This is a genomic window from Aeoliella mucimassa (assembly GCF_007748035.1).
Lineage (GTDB): Bacteria > Planctomycetota > Planctomycetia > Pirellulales > Lacipirellulaceae > Aeoliella > Aeoliella mucimassa.
The window spans coordinates 1,982,989-1,999,065 of sequence record NZ_CP036278.1 but is presented as its reverse complement, the minus strand read 5'-3'; the positions used below and the strand labels follow the sequence as shown (position 1 = coordinate 1,999,065).

Below are 16,077 nucleotides of genomic sequence, written 5' to 3'. Positions count from 1 at the left end.
GGCCCAGGCCGGCTATTCCTTCTCGAAAGCGGCGTCGAATTGCACGTCGGAGGGGGCAAAATCCATGCGGCGCACGAACTCGGCGGCCTCCTTGGCCCCGTGGTCACGCTGCATTCCGCAGTCTTCCCACTCCACGCTCAGCGGGCCGGCGTAGCCCACCCGATTGAGCGCCCGCAGCACTTCCTCGAAGTTCACGCCACCGCGTCCCGGCGAGCGGAAGTCCCAGCCGCGGCGATCGTCGCCGAAGTTCAGATGGCTGGCCAGGATGCCGGTCTTGCCGTTGAGCGTGACGATGGCATCCTTGATGTGCACATGATAAATGCGATCGGGGAACGCCCGAATGAACTCCACGGGATCGACACCTTGCCACAACAGATGGCTGGGGTCGAAGTTGAAGCCGAACTCGGGGCGGTTGTCGATGGCCTCGAGCGCCCGCTGGGCGGTGTAAATGTCGAAGGCAATCTCGGTGGGATGCACTTCGAGGGCGAACTTCACGCCGCACTCGGCAAACACATCGAGAATGGGATTGAACCGGTCGGCGAACAGCTTGAAGCCGTCTTCGATCATCGACTCCGGAACTGGCGGAAACGAGTACAGCAGGTGCCAGATGCTCGATCCGGTGAACCCGTTCACCACCTCGACACCAAACTTTTGGGCTGCCCGAGCCGTGTTTTTCAGCTCCTCGGCGGCCCGCTCGTTGACTCCGGCCGGGTTGCCATCGCCCCACACGTAGTCGGGCAGGATGCTCTTATGACGCTCGTCCACCAGGTCGCACACGGCTTGTCCCACCAGATGGGCGCTAATGGCATGGCACTCCAGATCGTACTTGTCCAACTGGTCGCGTTTGGCGGCCACGTAGTTGGGATCCTCCATCGCCTTGTTCACTTCGAAATGGTCGCCCCAACAGGCGAGCTCCAAACCGTTGTAACCAAAGTCGCGGCCCTTTTGGCACATCTCTTCACAAGTAAGATCGGCCCACTGACCGGTAAACAGAGTAACGGGACGCGACATGGGTACCTCCTGAAGCAGCGGAAGAATCGGAAACGTGTTTTGCGAACATGCAGGTATGCATGGTCTGCCAGGTGCGAAGCAGTTGCTAGCACCAGCAGGCAATCCGTCTATTAGACCGCCCGCGGGGACTCGCTTCAATGATCCCTCCCCGTAGGCGACCCAAGCACTGTGCTATAATTCCAGCATGAATAAGACATACTTGTACTGGTTCACCGTAGTCGTGGCGACTCTGCCGATTGCATCGATTGCTCGGGGCGACGCCTGGATCTCGGTGGAACTCATCCTGACTTCGCAGAACGATCCCCTCGCCCAGCGCGAATGGCTCGAGACCCTGAGCTCCGCCGGGGCCGACGATGTGCGGGTGGTGAATAGCGGCCGGAGCAAAGAACCTTCGCTCACGCAAACCGGCTCTGCCGAACGCCCCCGCTACAAGCTGATCGGCGCGGTCGACAGTCGCGGCCAACTGCTGCTACCTGGCGGGCGGTTCGGCCAGCGCGACGTCAGCAAGTTGCGAAAATACTTCGAGAGTCTCTCGGCCGATGGCACCGAAGGGGTGACCGCCGAGCGAGGCAAGTTCGGACTCACCAAGAACCAAACCCAGCAGGTGACCGACGACCTGGCCCGCCCGCTAGGCTTTGCGACCACCGGCATCGCGCTCGGCGATGTGCTAAAGCAAGCCGATCAAGGTACCAAGCTATCGCTGCACATGGACGACCAGGTCTGGCGACAGGTTTCCAAGGCCCAGCCGGTGCCTGAAGAGTTTCAGACACTCACAACCGGCACGGCGCTGGCCATCATGCTGAAACGCGAAGGGCTGGTACTGGTACCCACTAAACCGCAAGGCAAGGAAGTCGAGCTACGCATCGAACGGGCGAGCGACGCCACTGGAGATAGCTGGCCGATCGGTTGGAAGCCGAATCGTTCGCCAAGTGAACTGGCCCCTGCGACCGCCGAGGAGATCAACGCCGAGGTCGAGGGCTTTACCCTGGCCGAAGCGATGAAATCGATCGAACCGCGGTTGGGTATTCCGGTATACTGGGATCACGCGACGATGCAGGCCAAGGAGATCGACCCCAACGAGGTGAACGTTCGCCTGGCGCGGCAACGCACCCGTTTGGGCCGCGTGGCCGACCGCTTGCTGTTCCAAGGCCGTTTACGAGGCGACATCCTCGTCGACGAAGCAGGGACACCATTCTATTGGATCTCGCGGTAGCATTGCCGGAGATCCCAAGAATCATGGCCCCCCGGCGAAGCACTCCGTGAAAGCTTGAGTGATACGCCGACCCTGGAAGATCCATGATTGAAGTACGCGATGTGACTCACCACTATGGCCTGCGGCCGGTGCTGCAGGACATCTCCCTGGAGGTCGCAAAGGGCGAACTGGTCGTACTGCTCGGGCCGAATGGCTCTGGTAAAACGACGCTCCTTGGTTGCATGGGAGGCACCATTTACCCCTCTCGTGGAAAGGTGCTGTGCAATGGTATTCCGCGTCGGCTAGATGAAAAATCCGAGCTGGCCATCCGTCGTCAGGTGGTTTACCTGCCTGACAACACCTGGCTCCCGCGACATCAAACGGGCCGTGAATTTCTGTTGGCGGTCGGTCGCCTTTACGATATCGACGACTTCCGCCTGTTCGATCATGCCGAGAGACTAATGGCTTTGTTCCACTTGGAAGACAAAGGCGACTCGGCCATTTCGAGCTACTCGACCGGACAACGAAAGAAAATCGCCCTGGCGTCGGCACTCATTACCGAGGCTCCCTGTTTGCTATTAGACGAACCTTTCTCCGGCGGCCTGGATCCGGCTGGCATTTTGGCAATGAAAGCGGTACTCAAACGTTTGGCCGCCGACGAAAACGTGACGGTGGTGATGACAACGCCGGTACCCGAATTGGTGGAAGAACTCGCCCACCGCGTAGCTGTGCTCCGCGATGGCCAACTCGCCGCCTACGGCACTGCCGACAAGCTACGGGCTATCGCTGAAACCGACGACTTCGACGAAGCGTTGCAGCAACTGCTCTACCCCGAGGATCGAAACGTGGTGGGAAGGTATTTCGGAGAATCGAGCGATGAAGCTTAGTGGTACCTTGCGACAAACGCTGAGATACAAATACGTAATGACCACGCTTGTATCGACGGTGGTTCTTTTTTCGATATTCGCCGCTGCTTTTGGACTGATCGCAACCACCGCCATTCCCGCTTGGCATCTCACCATCCCTATTTTTTTCATCCTTTGCACCTTGTGCTTTGCCTATGGCGTGATTCGTGTCACCATGAATCACCCGCTGTTCGACAACGACTACTTTCAATGGCTATCGAATACACCTTGGACCCCCAAGCATCCGCTCCCTAAGGGCTCACCACTGCCAGTTCCTACTGATGCGATGGTCGTGGCAATACTATCCCTGCTCGGAGCCATACTCGTCCCCACCTTCGAGCATCCAAGTTGGCTGCCATTACTTGTACCATTCGTTGCCTATTGCGGTGGCCTTGCAACCACGTGTTCTTTGGCCAACTGGCTGACGGATGAGCAGACCTGGGTATACCTAACCTTGGTTTCGGTCTTTTTGTTGCTCGTGCTCCCGGTTCCCGCGGTGGCGTTGCTTATAGTACCGGTGCTGGCCGCCTCGATTGCTTGCTGGGGCACTTGGCAGTCTCTCCAGCGTTTCCCCTGGGGCAAGAATCCCGGCAACCAAGCCACGAAATTGCAAGAATCAAACGACCACGTCATGATTGGCTGGCCCTACCACACCTTAATGCTGAATCCCTCAATTGAAATCGTCACCAATTGCCGTCGAGCCCTGCTCGAATCAGGTATCATGGCAACGCTGGCCTGGGCAACTATTGCCCGCATTCCTACGGAAGATCTACGCGACGACACGATAGGCATCAGCACTACGCTAACCATCGCAAGCATATTTGCCACTCTTGGGTGGATCGCAAGTTACTCTCCAGGGTTGTGCGATCATCTCTGCTTCGGCTATCGCTGGGCAAACCGTCGCTGGCTGCTTTGGCGGCACGATAGTATTCTGTTGGTGCCACTTCTGGTGCTTACTGTTACCCTTTTGTTGCCGTGGTTGCTGATAATAGAAATTGGCGTGCCGCGCGACCTAGGTTTCGCCGTAACCACGGGAATTGCTTGGTTCCTTTTCCGCGGTGTCGGCACATCGGCAAGGGAATTACAATTGACGGGACTGCATTCGAAGTTTGGTAACTTGGTGGGTAGACAAGACTTTATGTCTGTCGAGGGCGACCAGTCTCCCTCCGCCCACCGAACTCGACGCAGAAGTTAAGCGGATCGTGATTCTGTTAACCTGAGGGAATCTTTGATGGAAGTACAACCCGGCACCCAATCCTTGCTCCCTCCCAACTGGAAAGTTCCCCAGCAATTTCGCGATCGGCTTGGTCGCCGGGTTGGTCGGCAACGGCTCATGGAGGCCGAAGGGCACCTGCTGATCATCTTGCACGAACCGCCAGATGCCGACGACGACTTTCGCGTGGGCCATTTCTTCTGGCGATCGCCCGAAGGAGCGTGGAAACCCAAAGCCCAACGCCGCGGCGAGTTGCCGATCGCCGAACTGCTGGCCAAGTACGATCAGATGATCGACAAACTCGACGACCGCGAAGAGATCGCCGACTCGCCCGACGAATACTTCAGCCTGCTCCGCGACCTGAACCCATTAGTGCGGGCGGCCAACAACTTTTACAACACGCTGCAGAAGGCCCGCGAAGCGATGCCGAACGATCGCGAGCTGCTGCTGCTCCGCGACTCGGCCTACGCCATGTCGCGACGAGTCGAACTGCTCGCGGCCGACACTCGGCACTCGCTCAACTACCACATCGCCATGCGGGCGGAAGAGCAAACCGAAAACAGCGAGCGGATGGCCGTTGCTTCGTACCGACTCAACCTGCTGGTCGCCTTGTTCTTTCCGATCGCGACGCTGGCCGGCGTGTTTGGTATGAACCTGCATAACCCTCTCGAAGAGTTCTCGGAGAAAGCCGGGGCCGTCGTCATGGTGGTGGTGCTGCTGCTCGGACTCCTCATGGGTGGCATCCTCACGTTTTTTGTGATGCAGCCACCCGGCGTCAAGAAAACAAAACACAAGAAACTCGGCGATTCCTAGCCGTCGATCCGTAGCGCGTCTGCGTTGCCTATTCTCGATTCGTTGGTCAGTGGTACCATGGGAGGCGATACCCATCCCCACGAAAGGTGCCCCATGGCCGATCTGTTTGCCAGCCAGGAAGCGAACAACTTCGAGAGAGTTCAGCCGCTCGCCGCGCGGATGCGCCCGCGATCGCTCAAGGAGTACGCTGGGCAGCAACACCTGATTGGCGAAGGGCAACTGCTCTGGCGGTTGCTCAAAGCACAACAGCTAGGGTCGGTGATCCTGTACGGCCCGCCGGGGACCGGCAAAACCACGCTGGCGCGGTTGCTCGCTCAGCATCTGGCTTACGAGTTCCGCCAGCTGAGCGCGGTCACCAGCGGGGTAAAAGACATTCGCGAGCAACTCGAGTCGGCCCGCGACCGCGTGGCGACCGGCCGCAAGCAAACGCTGCTGTTCATCGACGAAATCCATCGCTTCAACCGCGCCCAGCAAGATGCCCTGCTGCCCGACGTGGAAGACGGGGTCGTGATTCTGGTGGGAGCGACCACGTCGAATCCGTTTTTTGCGGTGAACTCGGCGTTGGTGAGTCGTAGCCGAGTGTTTGAGCTCGAACCACTGGCTCCGGCCGATATTCGTGGACTCTTGGACTCGGCACTGGCTGACAAGGTCCGCGGAATGGGCAAGTTCCAGGTGGTCGCCGACGACGAAGCGCTCGACTATTTGAGCCAGGTCTGCGATGGCGACGCCCGTCAGGCCCTCTCGACGCTGGAGATCGCAGTACTCTCCAGCGACAAAGAGAGCGATGGCCAGATCCACCTCACCAAGCCGGTGATTGCCTCGGCGGTACAGCGACGCGCGGTCGCCTACGATGGCTCGGGCGACGAGCATTACGACTGCGCGAGTGCGCTGATCAAAAGCATCCGCGGCAGCGACCCCGATGCCAGCGTGTACTGGCTCGCCCGCATGCTCGAGGGGGGTGAAGATCCTCGGTTCTTGTGCCGGCGGTTAGTGATTCTCGCCAGCGAAGACATCGGCAACGCAGATCCGCACGCGCTGACGCTGGCAGTTTCGGCCATGCAGGCAACCGAGTTCGTGGGGCTGCCGGAATGTCAGCTCACCTTGTCGCAGGCGGTGCTCTATCTGGCACTAGCGCCGAAGTCGAACGCAGCGACCATGGCCATTGGTTCTGCTCGTAGCGACATTCGCGACGGGCGGATCGTTCCGGTGCCACGGCATTTGCGCGATGGTCACTACGCAGGCTCGAAGCAACTCGGGCACGGGCAAGGCTATCAATACAGTCATGAAGCCGAAGATGGCGTTGCCGCGCAAGATTACCTGGGGGTCGATCGGCAGTATTATGAGCCGACCACTCGCGGCTACGAAAAGGTGCATACCGAGCGGCTGGCATGGGTTCGCAAGCGTCTGCGGGGCGAGTAATCTCCACTCGGCACGCGTCAATGCTATCACCGATAGCGGCGGGAAAAATTCTGCTGTAGCGGTCTTTTCGGCGAATCCCTACGATCCCCCCGTGCTGCCATCTACAGCAGTAGTAATGCAACGATGGTTGCGCCGACCCCAAGCAGACTGACCACGATCCACCACCAGGGTTTTCCCTGCCAGGGACTGGTACTGAATGACACGTATTCGCCACAAATTGGACAACGCACCGCTTCGTCTACGATGTCGGCCCCGCAATGGGGACACGGCACCAGATCGAACGAGTCCGACGATTCGTACTCGTCAGGGTACTCCGAGTCGTCCCAATCGGTTGAATCGTCCTGCCAGTCGTCCCAGTCGTCGTCCATTGTTATCCCCTCAGGCATCGCAGTGGCTTACTCACTGTAGTGCCTAAACATATTCGATCACGTATTTCCAACTAATTCACATAGCCCCAGGCAACTGGGCGCACCATTCAACAAGCTGGCAGCGACAATTGCCTGCCACAGGTCATGGAGGACCGTTCGATGAGTGCCATCCGCCCGCTCGCAACTATCGCCGCACTGATGGTGTTAGGTTACATCTTATGGCAACAGATCAACACTCCCGATCTACAGACATCGACAGAGAATCAACTGGCGATGGAAGAAGGCGTTCCGCCTGTGGAGTTCGATTTTGGTGCCGGAGCAGGTGTGGAACCGGGACCTCCCGCGTTCGAATCGTCTGCTCCTCCAGCGTTTGAGCCGGCTATGCCAATCGTAAAGGACACTCCCCCCACGGTAGCACCAGTGGCTCCGCCGCAAGAGCCCGAGTTCGATTTCGGCCCGGTTCCCGATTCGGCAGTAGCTGGCGGCATCACTCCGCTCTCTCCCGAAGATACCTCGGCGATGCCCGAACTCCCTCCCCTGCCCACTCCCACGGGTAGCGGCAATACCGCTGTAGTACCTGCTCCAGCTCCGGAGAACTCGATCGACAGCATGGCACTGCCTCCCATTGCCGAAAGCAGCCAGCTTCCCCCGATCGAAAGCAACCAAGCTCCTTTGGACGAAGATTTGACCAGCATGGCGAGGGCCGAAATGGTCCCTTTAGCGTCCGGCTTTGCCAAAGAAAAACCAGCGATCAACGATGCTCTTGCTCGCGGCGAACTCGAGCAGGCGCACTTGTTGCTCACCAAATGGTATGGCGACCGTAGCTTGCCTCCCGCGGAGCAGAGCGAAGTTGAAGAGTTGCTCTCCCAACTTGCGGGTTCGGTGATCTACTCCACGAATCACTCGCTCGAGAGCCCCCACGTGGTTCGCCAAGGCGAAACACTCGAAACGATCGGTCAAGTCTACGGGGTACCTTGGCAACTACTGGCTAAGATCAATGGAGTCTCGCAGTCGGCCGGGGTGCAGCCAGGCCAGGAGCTGAAGGTGATCCAAGGCCCGTTCTCGGCCGTGGTCGACGTGGAACGTCAGCAACTCGCGCTGCTGGTCTCCGAACGTTACGCGGGCCGGTTTAACGTAAAGACCGAAGGCCAAGCCGCCAACGAAGGCGCGTGGGTCGTCACTCAGAAACAAATGCCCAACGGTGTCACCACCGACAGCAAAGTCGTGATTCTCGAACCCGAGGGTGGCAGCACCGGAACTCAATTGGTGCTCGGCCCCGCGTCGGATACTGGCCCTCGCTCAGCTGGCGCCATTCGCGTCGCTCCGCAGGATCAAAACGACCTGTTCGATATCCTGTCGATCGGCTCGCGAGTGATGATTCGCAAGTAGTCGCGGGTGGCATCCTATCCGCCTGAAAGCGGTTTTGCTACGTTGCAGGCTCCGCAATCAAAGCTACCAGGAGCCTCGACCATGTACGACCGCGAAAAACTGAAGGATCTCATCCGCCAACACGCCTTGAAGTTCGGTGATTTCACCCTGGCTTCGGGCAAGAAAGCGAGCTACTACCTCGATTGTCGGCAGGTCACCCTGCAGGCCGAGGCGTTGCCGCTGGTGGGTGCTGGCATGCTCGAACTGATGGCCGACGACATGCCCGAACTCGTGGGTGGCATGGTGATCGGTGCCGATCCGATTACCGCGTCGATCCTCACCATCGCTGGCCAGCAAGGCCAACCGCTGCGGGGCATCATGGTTCGTAAGGAAGCCAAGGGCCATGGCACCAAGAAGTTTGTCGAAGGTCCTTATCGCGAAGGCGAACGCGTGGTCATCGTCGAAGACGTGGTGACCACCGGCGGTTCGAGCCTGAGAGCGATTGAATACTGCGAAGAAGTTGGCTTGAAAGTCGAGCGCGTGCTGGCCATTGTCGACCGCCTGGAAGGTGGCAAACAAGCCTTTGCCGACAAAGGTTATGAACTAACCACGCTGTTTACCGTGGAAGATTTCGGCATCACTGTCGAGTAAGGCACGGCCGCCTTACGATCGACGAGAGATGCCTGCAAGACCCTACGCTGGTATGGAAACCTCACTGCATCAACAGCTCAAAGACCGCTACGCGGGCACCAAAGGCGAAACGGAAGTGCGCCTGGGGCGGTACCGTATCGATGCGGTGGTGAACCGCGAGCTGGTGGAAATCCAACATGGCTCGCTGGGAGCCATCCGCGACAAGATCCGCGAACTGCTCGACGAGCACAAAGTTCGCGTCGTGAAGCCGATCGTGGCCTCGAAGGTGCTGGTGAAACGGACCGAAAAAGGTGGCCCCGTGGTTTCGCGTCGCCGCAGCCCCAAACGGGGGACCCTGCTCGACTTATTCGACGAGCTGGTCCACTTTACCCGCGTCTTCCCGCATCGCCGGCTAACGCTCGAGGTGTTGCTGGTTGACATCGAAGAGTATCGCTATCCCGGGCATGGCAAGCGTCGGCGTTGGCGACGTGCCGACCACGAGCGCGAGGATCAGCACCTGGTGGCCGTGAAGGAGACGCATCGTTTTCGGACTGCCAAGGATTTATGGAAACTTGCTCCAGCAGGCCTGCCGCGGCCTTTTCATACCGGGCACTTGGCCGAACAATTAGGCGTTGGGCGATGGGTAGCTCAGCGAATGGCTTATTGCTTTCGCGAAATGGACATCGTCCGCCAAGTGGGAAAGTCGGGAAATGCCCTGCTTTACGAACCCGTACGGCGGCGACGAAAGAGCGCCTAGCTCGGTTAGCCGCGACCACCCGGCACCGGACGGGGTTGCCCCGCAACCAAGCAAGGCGTAATCTGCTTGGAATACCCCACGCGTACTTGGCACCGTAGTTAGAGGACAGGAAGTTGGGCGAGTCGGAAGCGATCAATGTACAAGTCAGCCGTGGACCACTGAACCGCCTGATGGGCGTGCAGGTGATTGGTTCTGGCAGTTATTTGCCCGACAACGTGGTTACCAACGAAGACCTCAGTCAGCTCGGGTGCGACAGCGACTGGATCATCCAGCGAACCGGCATTCGCGAACGCCGGCATGTTCCGCCGGGCATGACGACCAGCGATCTGGCAACCGAAGCCGCCAAGCGGGCGATCGCAGCGGCCGGCATCGACAAGAGCGAAATCGACCTGCTGATCCTCGGCACGTTCACGCCCGACCATCCGATTCCCCAGACGGCCACCACCACGCAGCACGACCTTGGCTTAAGCAACTGTCCCGCGATGGACATTTCGGCCGCGTGTGCGGGCTTCGTCTACTCGTTCATCACTGCCGCACAGTTCGTCGCCAACGGAACCAGCAAGTACGCTTTGGTGATCGGGGCCGACGCGAACAGCCGGGTGCTGAACCCTAACGACAAAATCACCTACCCGCTATTCGGCGATGGAGCCGGTGCGGTGGTGCTCGCCAAAGGCTCCGACGAGCAAGGCATGCTTGCTTACACCATGGGAGCCGACGGCGCAGGCACCAAGCTACTGTATCGCGAGATGGGTGGGGCCAAGGTGCCTTACGAACCTTCGGACGATAAGTCGCACTGCCCTTGGCTGGTGAGCATGGAAGGGCGCCCCATCTTCAAATGGGCGGTCCGCTTGATCGAAGACAACTTCGCGCAAGTGTGCGAAGCGGCCAAGGTCGACTACAGCGACGTGAAGCTGTGGTTCATGCACCAGGCCAACCAGCGAATCATCGACTACGCGGTCAACTCCTGCGGCATCTCGTCGGAGCAGGTACCAGTGCACCTCGACCGCTACGGCAATACGTCGGCCGGAAGCATTCCGATCGCGCTCGACGAAGCCTTGGCCGCCGGCAGAATCGAACGGGGCGACCTGGTGATGTTCTGCGGTTTCGGCGCAGGACTCTCGTGGGCGACCACGCTCATTCGCTGGTAACAACTGCGCTGGCAACCAGTCGCTACGCCCGCGGAACTCAGTGCAGCTCACAATGCTTAGCTGTGCATCCGCGGCAAGTCTTCGCCATGGCCAATGATTTCGGCCTCGGCGGCGGCCAGTTCGTCCAGACGCTGCATCACCACCTCTTCGCTGGCAAAGTGCTTGGCCAGTCGTGTGTAGGTGGTGTGATGGCGGGCTTCCGACTCAAACAAGCTGCGGTAAAACTCCGCCAGTTCCGCATCCTGCACATGATCGGCCAAGGCCGAGAACCGCTCGCAGCTACGGGCTTCAATCAGCCCCGCGACCAACAGTCGATCGACCGCCCTTTCGGGCTCGCCGGTGCGGACCAAGTCGTTCAGTTGGCGGCCATAGCTCGAAGGTTTCAGCCGCCGGAACTTGATTCCCCGGCGATCGAGCAAGTCGATCACCATGTGAAAGTGCTCCAGCTCTTCGTTGACAATCAGCGTCATTTCGCGGCAGAGTTCGATGTCGTCGACGTACGCGAAGATCAAATTCATCGCAGTGCCGGCCGCTTTTTTCTCACAATGGGCATGATCGATAAGAATCTCGGGCAACGATTGGTCAACTTGGTCGAACCAACGCTGGGAGGTAGTAGACTGCAGGTGAAGCATGCTGGGAGAGGGCTAAAAGTCAGTTTGGTGGTGGGAATTAACGGTTACTTCCGCCGATTGTAGTTGTCGGTCACCTGGTCAGCTACCGCCAGTGAGCGATGCGTTGATCGTTCCAACTGGAATCGACTAGACTTAGATATTGGCCCGCCTTGGCGTGTTTCCGTCGATTTCGCCCATCCCCTCGCAACTTTTGGACTCGATGCACGCATGGCATCTTCTTCTTCCGTCACCTCGTCGATGCTCAGCGACCCGAAATCCCGTTCGGCGTTTGAGCAATTGCTGATTACGCTCAGCAAGCGATTCATCAACCTGCCGATCGAGGCGATCGACGACGACATTGTCGAAGCCCTCAGCCAGGTTGGCGACTACACCGGGGTCGACCGCTGCTTTGTCTACTTGCTGAACGAAGCAGATGGCGAGTGGGCGCACCTTACCCACGAATGGGTGGCCGAGGGAGTGACCCCGCACAAGCAAGGCATGCAACCGCTGCACGTGGGCCCGCTGCGGTGGCTGATGGACCAACTCTCGGCTGGCCTAATCGTGCACGTGGCCAACCGCGACAAGCTGCCCGACGAAGCCGAGTCGCTGCGGGTGTTGTACGAAGCATTGCAGATACGCTCTGCATTGCTGCTGCCGCTGATGACTCGCGGCAAGTTTGTGGGGGCCTTGGGGCTATCGTGCACCACGGTAAGCAAGATCTGGTCGGAAGAGAACGTAAGCCTGCTGCGCATCGTTGGCGAAATCGTCATGAATGCGATCGACCGCCATCGCTCGTACAGCAAGCTACAAGCCAGTCGCGAGCAATACCGTTCGGTCGTACAGGATCTCACCAACTACATCGTGCGATGGAAACCCGATGGCACCCCACTGTTCGTGAACAGTGCGCTCTGTCGGTTTTGGCAGATGTCAGAAGAGGAGTTTCTGGCCAAGAACATCTTCGAACACTTCCCTCCCGACGAAGCCAGCCAGATCCGGCAAAAGATCTCGATTCTCACGATCGACAATCCGTTCAACACCCAAGAGCACCACATGCAGCTCTCCGACGGAACCGTCGGCTGGCACGAATGGTCGGATCGCGGATTGTTCGACTCGGAGGGAAACCTGGTCGAGATTCAATCGATCGGCCGCGACATCACGCAGCAAAAGCGCGCACGGGAAGAGCTCGAATACCGTCAGCAGCTAGAGAATCTGATTCTCATGCTGACGCTGAGATTCATCAACTTGCCGCCCGATCGGCTCGAGCACGAGATCACCGACGCCCTCCGCGAAGTCAGCGAATTCGTCGGCGGCGAGCGGACCTACATCTACGTAATGAACGAAGAGACCGACGCGGCGGATCTTTCGTACCAGTGGGTTGCCGACGATGCGGTACCGACTCCCAGCAGCCTGCTACGACTTCCCTTGGACGAGCATCTGTGGGCGGTGGAGTCTTTCAAGCAAGGGCAACCGGTGGTCATCAACCACCTGGACGACCTGCCCAAAGAAGCCGAGAACCTTAGGCAAATGCTCAAGGAAATCCGCTCGGTGTCGCTAATCACCGTACCGGTGCTGCTCCATAGTCGGCTCTATGCAACATTCAGCATTACCGGAGCGAACGACAACAATCCTTGGAATAAAGACACGATCTATCTGCTGCGGCTCATCGGCGAAGTATTCGTGAATGCCATGGAACGCAAGGCAGCCGAAGAAGCACTGGCCAACAGCGAAGAACGGCTGCGGTCGACAATCGACGCGGTTGCCGATGGTTTCTACGACTGGAACATCACCACCGGCGAAGTGTATGTGAGCGACAACTGGCTCGAGAATCGCGGGCTGCTCGCGGGCGCAAATATCTGGACGCTCGAAGACTGGCAAGCATTCATCCACCCCGAGGATCGGCTGCGAGTAGTCGAACTGCTCGACACCCACCTACAGGGGCGTACGACTGCTTTCGAGTGCGAGTACCGAGTGCGGATGCCAGGCGATAAGTTTCGCTGGACACTCGACCGTGGGCGGGTGATCGAACGCGATGGCCAGAGCAAACCGCTTCGTATGGTGGGGGTCGATCGCGACATCACCGACCAACTGGCCGACCGCGAACGCCTGCAACAGGCCGACGCCCGGCTGGCGCATCTGTCGCGGGTTGCCATGATGGGCGAGATCGTGGCCGGCATCGCCCACGAGGTCAATCAACCGCTCCACGCAGCGGCCACGTTTGCCTCGGCCGTGAACACGGCGATTTCGAATCGCGATCCCGATTGCATGGACCGCGTGGCCGAAATGGTGCAGAAAATCTCGAAGCAAATCAATCGCGCGGCCGACATCATTCGTCGCATGCGCGAATTTGTTCGCCCTCGCCCGGTACGCATGGCCAAGTTCGATCTGAACGAACTGATCCGCGAATCGGCCGAGATGCCTGGTTTTGGCTCGCATTGCAAGAACATTCGGCTGTCGTTCGACCTCGACGAATCGCTAAGCCCGGTGATCGGTGACCGGATTCAGGTGCAGCAGGTCATCGTCAATCTGCTCCGCAATGCGTTTGACGCCTGCCATATGGCAGCCGAAAAATGTTCGCACAGCCCAGTGGTGATCGTTCGCACGTTGCCGTTCGAGGAGCGAATCCTCATGCAGGTGGTAGACAATGGTTGTGGGCTGACTACCGACACCGAAATCGAGCCGCTATTCAACGCCTTCCAGACCAATAAGGAGGAAGGCATGGGCATGGGCCTCGCCTTATGTCGATCGATCGTGGCTAGTCATCATGGGAAGATTTGGGGAGAATTGAACTCCGACCATGGAATGACCTTCTCTGTTTTGCTCCCCTCCGACTCGGAGCGTGAACGTGGCTGATACCCCGACCGTTTACATCGTCGACGACGACAACGACTCTCGCGACTCGGTGGAGACATTGCTCGCCGAGATGAAGGTGCCGTTCCGCGCGTACGCCTCGGCCGAGGAATTCCTGGAGACCTACGATGGAGCGCGGCCTGGTTGCCTGGTGACCGACGTGCGGATGCTGCAGATGAGCGGACTGGAGTTGCAGGAAGAACTGCAACGCCGAGGCATTACCATTTCGGTGGTCGTGGTGACCGCCTACGCAGATACGCCGATCGTGGTGCGAGCGATTAAAAACGGGGCGGTCACACTGCTCGAAAAACCATGCCGCGAGCATGAACTGTGGGACGCCATTCGCGAAGGACTAGCCCGGGACGAAGAAAATTATCGTCGCGAGACTCGCCGAGCCGAATTGCGAGCAAGAATTGATCAGCTGACGCCAGCCGAGAAAGAGGTGCTCGACCTCATCGTCGCCGGCGAACCCAACAAACGCATCGCGACCTCGCTCGATATTAGTGTCCGCACGGTCGAGGTCCGCCGTCAGCACGTATTTACGAAGCTACAGGCCGATTCCGTAGCAGAACTAGTAAAAATTGTGGTTGAAGCGGAGCAGTAAGGGTAGATTGAGGCCCCACAGGTCCACTTGATTCGGCCAGCCACACACCGCATGTGGTCACTCACACGATTCCGCGGGTTTCCCTCTCTAAAAACCTCGGGGATTGGGTCGTATTGTTGTATTAGTCGCAGGAAGACATGAGTTTCTGAACGGAAATCACTCTGCGACCGGCCGCCAGATGCGGCTTCCCCCCCCGATTGAGCGATCGACACGGATCGCCCCACTCCCCTTGGTACTCCTCAACGATACCACCCCCCCTGGGGGAGTCGATTTTTTACTGTTGAGTAGCTGGAACCCGATTGATGATTGCATTAGACAACCCAAGCACCGAAGAACTAGTAACTACCGACACGGTCTACATCGTGGAAGACGATGAGAGCACCCGCGAGGCGCTCGGCGAGTTGATTCGCCCGACCGGAGCCAAGGTCGTGACCTATGGGTCGGCCGAAGAATTTTTGCAAAACGTCGACTCCGATCAGCCAAGTTGCTTGTTGCTCGACCATCAGCTCCCTGGCATGAATGGCTGCGAACTGCTGCGTCAGTTGCGTAACGATAACCTGCAAATGCCGGCTGTTTTGGTCACGGCTTACGCCACGACCTCGATGGCAGTCGACGCCATGCGAATGGGCGCGGTGAATGTGCTGGAGAAGCCTTGCTGCGAAAATCAGCTACGCGACGCGATCGACCAGGCGTTGGCTCTTGGTCGTAAGGAAGCCACCCGCAACGCGACTCGCCGCGAGCTGGCCGCCCGCATCGAAGGACTCTCGGACAACGAGCGAGCGGTGCTGAAGTACGTGCTCGATGGGGTTCCGAACAAGCAAATTGCCAGCTTGATGAACGTTTGCATTCGCACGATCGAAGCCCGCCGGAGCCGGATTTACAAGTCGATGGGCGTGCAATCGGTGGCCGAGCTAACCCGTTCGTGCGTGGCCGCTGGATTCATCGATTCCTGAGAAAAAAGAGTTCGGGTTGCCGAAAAACGGCGACCCAAAGGCAACCTGCCTTCGTAAATTGTTTAGTAGCAGATAGTTAAGAGCAGTCTCCCAAGCAGGCGGCACCACGGTATTCTCCCCCCCTCCCTCCGTGGTGCCGCCCTGCTATCCCCTCGACAGGCTGCCAGCACCTGACTATGCTCAATCGCTACAGAGGGCGGCGGCCGCATGGGTTGCCGCGATCCGCCCAGCGGATCGA

General features: G+C 58.8%; 15 protein-coding genes. 12 read left to right on the top strand and 3 right to left on the bottom strand.

Going from position 1 to position 16,077, the window contains the following annotated elements; all coding sequences use genetic code 11:
- Window positions 1-12: 12 nt before the first annotated feature.
- Complete coding sequence (locus tag Pan181_RS08090; protein WP_145246346.1) at window positions 13-1,011, bottom strand: sugar phosphate isomerase/epimerase family protein; 999 nt, start codon at window positions 1,009-1,011, stop codon at window positions 13-15.
- Between the two features lie 184 nt (window positions 1,012-1,195).
- Between Pan181_RS08090 and Pan181_RS08085 the strand changes: the two genes are divergently transcribed.
- From Pan181_RS08085 to Pan181_RS08065, 5 genes are all read left to right on the top strand, one after another.
- Window positions 1,196-2,224 carry a hypothetical protein gene (locus tag Pan181_RS08085; protein WP_145246345.1) on the top strand — a complete coding sequence of 343 codons (1,029 nt, stop codon included), beginning with the start codon at window positions 1,196-1,198 and terminating at the stop codon, window positions 2,222-2,224.
- Between the two features lie 83 nt (window positions 2,225-2,307).
- Window positions 2,308-3,090 carry an ABC transporter ATP-binding protein gene (locus Pan181_RS08080; protein ID WP_145246344.1) on the top strand — a complete coding sequence of 261 codons (783 nt, stop codon included), beginning with the start codon at window positions 2,308-2,310 and terminating at the stop codon, window positions 3,088-3,090.
- A 37-nt stretch (window positions 3,091-3,127) separates the two neighbouring features.
- On the top strand, window positions 3,128-4,303 hold the full coding sequence (locus Pan181_RS08075) for a hypothetical protein (protein WP_145246343.1): 1,176 nt from the start codon (window positions 3,128-3,130) through the stop codon (window positions 4,301-4,303).
- A 36-nt stretch (window positions 4,304-4,339) separates the two neighbouring features.
- Window positions 4,340-5,134 (top strand): CorA family divalent cation transporter, encoded by a 795-nt coding sequence (locus Pan181_RS08070; RefSeq protein WP_145246342.1) that lies wholly within the window; start codon window positions 4,340-4,342, stop codon window positions 5,132-5,134.
- A 93-nt stretch (window positions 5,135-5,227) separates the two neighbouring features.
- The gene (locus Pan181_RS08065; RefSeq protein ID WP_145246341.1) at window positions 5,228-6,553 is read left to right on the top strand and encodes a replication-associated recombination protein A; all 1,326 of its coding nucleotides are present in this window, start codon (window positions 5,228-5,230) and stop codon (window positions 6,551-6,553) included.
- Window positions 6,554-6,654: 101 nt separating this feature from the next.
- Here the strand turns inward: Pan181_RS08065 and Pan181_RS08060 are convergent, their stop codons facing one another.
- Complete coding sequence (locus tag Pan181_RS08060) at window positions 6,655-6,921, bottom strand: zinc-ribbon domain-containing protein (RefSeq protein ID WP_197529032.1); 267 nt, start codon at window positions 6,919-6,921, stop codon at window positions 6,655-6,657.
- Window positions 6,922-7,080: 159 nt separating this feature from the next.
- On the opposite strand from Pan181_RS08060, the gene Pan181_RS08055 reads away from it, so the two are divergent.
- The 4 genes from Pan181_RS08055 (at window position 7,081) to Pan181_RS08040 (ending at window position 10,824) form a co-directional block, all read left to right on the top strand.
- Window positions 7,081-8,310: a LysM peptidoglycan-binding domain-containing protein gene (locus tag Pan181_RS08055; protein ID WP_197529031.1), complete on the top strand. Its 1,230-nt coding sequence runs from the start codon at window positions 7,081-7,083 to the stop codon at window positions 8,308-8,310.
- A gap of 81 nt (window positions 8,311-8,391) precedes the next feature.
- Window positions 8,392-8,940 carry an orotate phosphoribosyltransferase gene (pyrE, locus tag Pan181_RS08050; protein WP_145246338.1) on the top strand — a complete coding sequence of 183 codons (549 nt, stop codon included), beginning with the start codon at window positions 8,392-8,394 and terminating at the stop codon, window positions 8,938-8,940.
- Window positions 8,941-8,968: 28 nt separating this feature from the next.
- A complete protein-coding gene (locus Pan181_RS08045; protein WP_145246337.1) occupies window positions 8,969-9,676 on the top strand; it encodes a hypothetical protein in 708 nt (235 codons plus the stop codon).
- Window positions 9,677-9,789: 113 nt separating this feature from the next.
- On the top strand, window positions 9,790-10,824 hold the full coding sequence (locus Pan181_RS08040; RefSeq protein ID WP_231943785.1) for a 3-oxoacyl-ACP synthase III family protein: 1,035 nt from the start codon (window positions 9,790-9,792) through the stop codon (window positions 10,822-10,824).
- A 56-nt stretch (window positions 10,825-10,880) separates the two neighbouring features.
- Here the strand turns inward: Pan181_RS08040 and miaE are convergent, their stop codons facing one another.
- A complete protein-coding gene (gene miaE, locus Pan181_RS08035) occupies window positions 10,881-11,456 on the bottom strand; it encodes a tRNA-(ms[2]io[6]A)-hydroxylase (RefSeq protein WP_145246336.1) in 576 nt (191 codons plus the stop codon).
- Window positions 11,457-11,663: 207 nt separating this feature from the next.
- Here miaE and Pan181_RS08030 point away from each other — a divergent pair, with 207 nt between their 5' ends.
- The 3 genes from Pan181_RS08030 to Pan181_RS08020 all read left to right on the top strand — a co-directional run bounded on the left by Pan181_RS08030 (window position 11,664) and on the right by Pan181_RS08020 (window position 15,839).
- Window positions 11,664-14,285 (top strand): PAS domain-containing protein, encoded by a 2,622-nt coding sequence (locus tag Pan181_RS08030; protein ID WP_145246335.1) that lies wholly within the window; start codon window positions 11,664-11,666, stop codon window positions 14,283-14,285.
- On the top strand, window positions 14,278-14,886 hold the full coding sequence (locus tag Pan181_RS08025; protein WP_145246334.1) for a response regulator transcription factor: 609 nt from the start codon (window positions 14,278-14,280) through the stop codon (window positions 14,884-14,886). The genes Pan181_RS08030 and Pan181_RS08025 overlap by 8 nt, the downstream gene beginning before the upstream one ends.
- A gap of 302 nt (window positions 14,887-15,188) precedes the next feature.
- The gene (locus Pan181_RS08020) at window positions 15,189-15,839 is read left to right on the top strand and encodes a response regulator transcription factor (protein WP_145246333.1); all 651 of its coding nucleotides are present in this window, start codon (window positions 15,189-15,191) and stop codon (window positions 15,837-15,839) included.
- The last annotated feature ends 238 nt before the right edge of the window (window positions 15,840-16,077 follow it).

Coding starts and splice junctions, on each gene's coding strand:
- Pan181_RS08030 (WP_145246335.1), top strand. CDS start 11,664: ATGGCATCTTCTTCTTCCGTCACCTCGTCGATGCTCAGCGACCCGAAA.
- Pan181_RS08070 (WP_145246342.1), top strand. CDS start 4,340: ATGGAAGTACAACCCGGCACCCAATCCTTGCTCCCTCCCAACTGGAAA.
- Pan181_RS08080 (WP_145246344.1), top strand. CDS start 2,308: ATGATTGAAGTACGCGATGTGACTCACCACTATGGCCTGCGGCCGGTG.
- Pan181_RS08065 (WP_145246341.1), top strand. CDS start 5,228: ATGGCCGATCTGTTTGCCAGCCAGGAAGCGAACAACTTCGAGAGAGTT.
- pyrE (WP_145246338.1), top strand. CDS start 8,392: ATGTACGACCGCGAAAAACTGAAGGATCTCATCCGCCAACACGCCTTG.
- Pan181_RS08075 (WP_145246343.1), top strand. CDS start 3,128: ATGACCACGCTTGTATCGACGGTGGTTCTTTTTTCGATATTCGCCGCT.
- Pan181_RS08090 (WP_145246346.1), bottom strand. CDS start 1,011: ATGTCGCGTCCCGTTACTCTGTTTACCGGTCAGTGGGCCGATCTTACT.
- Pan181_RS08060 (WP_197529032.1), bottom strand. CDS start 6,921: ATGGACGACGACTGGGACGACTGGCAGGACGATTCAACCGATTGGGAC.
- Pan181_RS08045 (WP_145246337.1), top strand. CDS start 8,969: ATGCCTGCAAGACCCTACGCTGGTATGGAAACCTCACTGCATCAACAG.
- Pan181_RS08085 (WP_145246345.1), top strand. CDS start 1,196: ATGAATAAGACATACTTGTACTGGTTCACCGTAGTCGTGGCGACTCTG.
- Pan181_RS08020 (WP_145246333.1), top strand. CDS start 15,189: ATGATTGCATTAGACAACCCAAGCACCGAAGAACTAGTAACTACCGAC.
- miaE (WP_145246336.1), bottom strand. CDS start 11,456: ATGCTTCACCTGCAGTCTACTACCTCCCAGCGTTGGTTCGACCAAGTT.
- Pan181_RS08055 (WP_197529031.1), top strand. CDS start 7,081: ATGAGTGCCATCCGCCCGCTCGCAACTATCGCCGCACTGATGGTGTTA.